The sequence below is a fragment of the Kitasatospora sp. NPDC047058 genome, assembly GCF_040643935.1.
GTDB lineage: Bacteria > Actinomycetota > Actinomycetes > Streptomycetales > Streptomycetaceae > Kitasatospora.
The window spans coordinates 1-2,760 of record NZ_JBEYVJ010000655.1; the positions used below are offsets into that span (position 1 = coordinate 1).

At 67.2% G+C, this 2,760-nt stretch carries 2 protein-coding genes; both read right to left on the minus strand.

Translation table 11 applies throughout. The features are described 5' to 3' along the window. Positions 1–15: 15 nt before the first annotated feature. The gene (locus tag ABZ885_RS38860; protein ID WP_360199577.1) at positions 16–528 is read right to left on the minus strand and encodes a polymorphic toxin-type HINT domain-containing protein; all 513 of its coding nucleotides are present in this window, start codon (positions 526–528) and stop codon (positions 16–18) included. Positions 529–700: 172 nt separating this feature from the next. Beyond that, complete coding sequence (locus tag ABZ885_RS38865; RefSeq protein WP_360199579.1) at positions 701–2,707, minus strand: RHS repeat-associated core domain-containing protein; 2,007 nt, start codon at positions 2,705–2,707, stop codon at positions 701–703. Positions 2,708–2,760 lie beyond the last annotated feature (53 nt).

The window sequence follows — 2,760 nt, forward strand, 5'->3', positions numbered from 1 at the left end:
GTCCGCGGATCGAGATCAAGCTGGAGGAGCGGGCTCCGGCGGCGCGCTCCTGTGCGGTGGTGCTGATCGAGTCTTCACACCGGTCATCTCCGGCCCGCAATCGCTATTGTGTACAAGGACTGGCGTGGCCCCCGCGAGCACATAGTACGTGTGGAAGTCTGCGACCGTGAGGTTGTAGGTCAGGGCCTGCTGGTGATAGTTGCGTACACCGTTGACGGTGACTGCTGTCTCATCAGGCTGCTGCAGCCTCTCGCCGACCTGGAGCGAACTGGCCTCTTCCCACCGTCCGGAGGTGACACTCCAGAAGGGGTGGTGCCACGTGGTCGTGAGAGTCGCGTCTTGACCAGAGCCCGCGTTTGTCGAAGCCTGGCCATCCTGGAGGGACAGGTCGGTGAAGTCTTCGTCGTCAGGTGTTGTGACGGCGGCTGTCACGACCTTGGCGCCAGTAACTCCTGTCTGGGGGTCGCTGGCAACGACATCGTCGCCAATCTTCACCTGCTCGATTGGCTTCTGGTCGCCGTCAGCCATCAGTACGAGGGTGCCAGCGACGAAGCTCTCGCATAGTCGTGCCCTGGCCTTCGCGGAGAGGCCCATGAGCTCGCCCGGCCGGCCGCCCCGGGCAGCTACACCCGCAAATGAGCTGCCGACTGCGTTGGCGCTCTTCTCCATCGGAGAGAATCCGAAGGGCGTGTACAGGGGGTCACCGGACGCGCCATGGCCGGTCATCTGGCCTTCGAGCCTCGGTGGCGCCGTACCTCCACATCTGGAGCGCAGCCCAGTCGATAGTTCCGGTACCCGAGTTGTACTTCTTCAGCACTCGGATGAATTCGGCCTGGGTCGTGTTGTCGGTGGTCCGCACCTGGTCCTGGTGCTGGGCCATCTGTGCGGTCTTCAGGAAGGCGCTCATGGTGCGTTCTTCGAGAGACGCGCATGAGTTGTCGTGGCGGCAGTCGGTTGCGCCGTACCCGGTGCCGCTGTCGTTGCCGAGGTAGGACGGGACCTGGGCCGGCGGGCCCCAGGGGACGTCGTGGCCGCCGCCGCAGAGGATTCCTTCGCACAGCAGGCCGGTCGGGTCAGAGCCGTTGACCGGGTCGTTGTTGCTGTAGGCGTAGGCGTTCCACTGCTGGGGGTCGGTGGTGGCGAGGATGGGGTCGGGGCTGATGAAGCGGCCGGAGGTGGGGTCGTACTGGCGTGCTCCGAGGTTGGTGAGGCCGGTGGTGTCGTCCTTGGTTCCGCCGACGAATCCCTTGGTTCCGGCCCAGGCCGTGGTGGGGGGCTGGGTGCCGCGGGGGTTGCCGAAGGGGTCGGTGAGCCGCCGGGTGACGGTCATCTCGGTGTCGGTGTTGATCTGGACGCCGTTGGTGCCGTGGGGGTCGGCGGCCTGGATGAGGACGGTGCCGCCGCCGATGGGGGCGGTGACGCGGGTGTAGGTGAGGCCGCCGGACGCCGCGATGGAGCGGACGTTGCTCATGGAGCCGGTGGCGGTGTCGAGGGTGAGTTCGTCGGTGGGCAGGTTGAGGGTGGTCTTGCCGGGGTTGCGGCGGATGAGCTGGTTGCCGTCGGCGTCGTAGAGGTAGGTGGTGGCGCCGGCCTGGCCGGTCTTGGTGAGGGAGTCGAGCCTGTCCTCACTGTTCCAGGTCAGGGTGGTGGTGCCTCCTGTGTCGGTGATGGCGGTGGTGTTGCCCCGGGCGTCGTACTGGTAGCCGACGGCCTTGGTGCCTGCGGGGGAGGTGGTGGTGGTCTTCAGGAGGCCGTGGGGGCCGCCGGTGCCGCCGCCGGTGTTGGGGGCGGTGGTGGGGGTGTTGGTGCTCTTGTCGGCTCCGAAGGTCTGGGTGGTGGTGGTGTCGTTGCTGGTGTTTCCGGTGATGTCGTGCTGGACCAGGCCGGTGCGGTTGCCGGTGGCCTCGTAGCCGTAGGTGTTCCAGTACGGGGCGGGGCCGCCGACGGTGCGACCGCCTGGGACGGTGAGGGCCGGGCCGTTGCCGTTGTCGCAGCCGCCCACTCCGGGGACGGTGGTGGAGCTGCCGGTGCCGTGGCGTTCACCGGATGAGTCCGTCCAGTCGGCTGTGGTGTGGGTGCCGCCGGTGTCGGTCCAGGCGTTGGTCAGCCGGCCGAGGTGGTCGTAGGTGTAGCACTGCAGGTCGCGGTCACGGGCGTCCTGGAGGTCGGTTGCGGAGGTGATCCGTCCCGAGGCGGTGTAGGTGTAGGTGGTCTGGTCGGCGGATACCGTGCCGTTCTGCCGGTCGAGGAAGGAGTTGATGACTCGTCCGGTGGCCCAGTCGTACTGCTGGGTGGAGGCCACCTGGCTGCCGTAGTCGCCCACGGTGGTGCGGGTGACCCGGCCGAGTGCGTCGTAGTCGCGCTGGGCGACGATCTGCTGGGTGTAGTTGCTGTCGACGGTTGTGGGCAGGCCTGTGTCGGTGTAGGCGTAGCCGATGGTCTCGGCGGGCAGGCCGCCGGCGGCCGGGATCTTCATCTCCTTGAGTGATCCGAGGACGGCGCTGTAGGTGTTCCTGGTCGTGTAGGTGCCTGCGAGCGCGCCTTCGGCCGCCGGGATGGTGATGGAGGTCCCGCGTGGGCGGTAGGCGGTGTCGTAGCCGGTGACGGCTGTGGTGTAGGCGGCTCCGTCCGCTCCTCCGACGTAGCGGGTGGAGGAGGTCAGGTGTGAAGTTCCACCCTGGGGCTGGACACCTGGAGACTGGGACATGTGAGCCCAGAGGAAGCAGTTTCAGGTGGGAAGCAACAGCAACATGAGTAAGC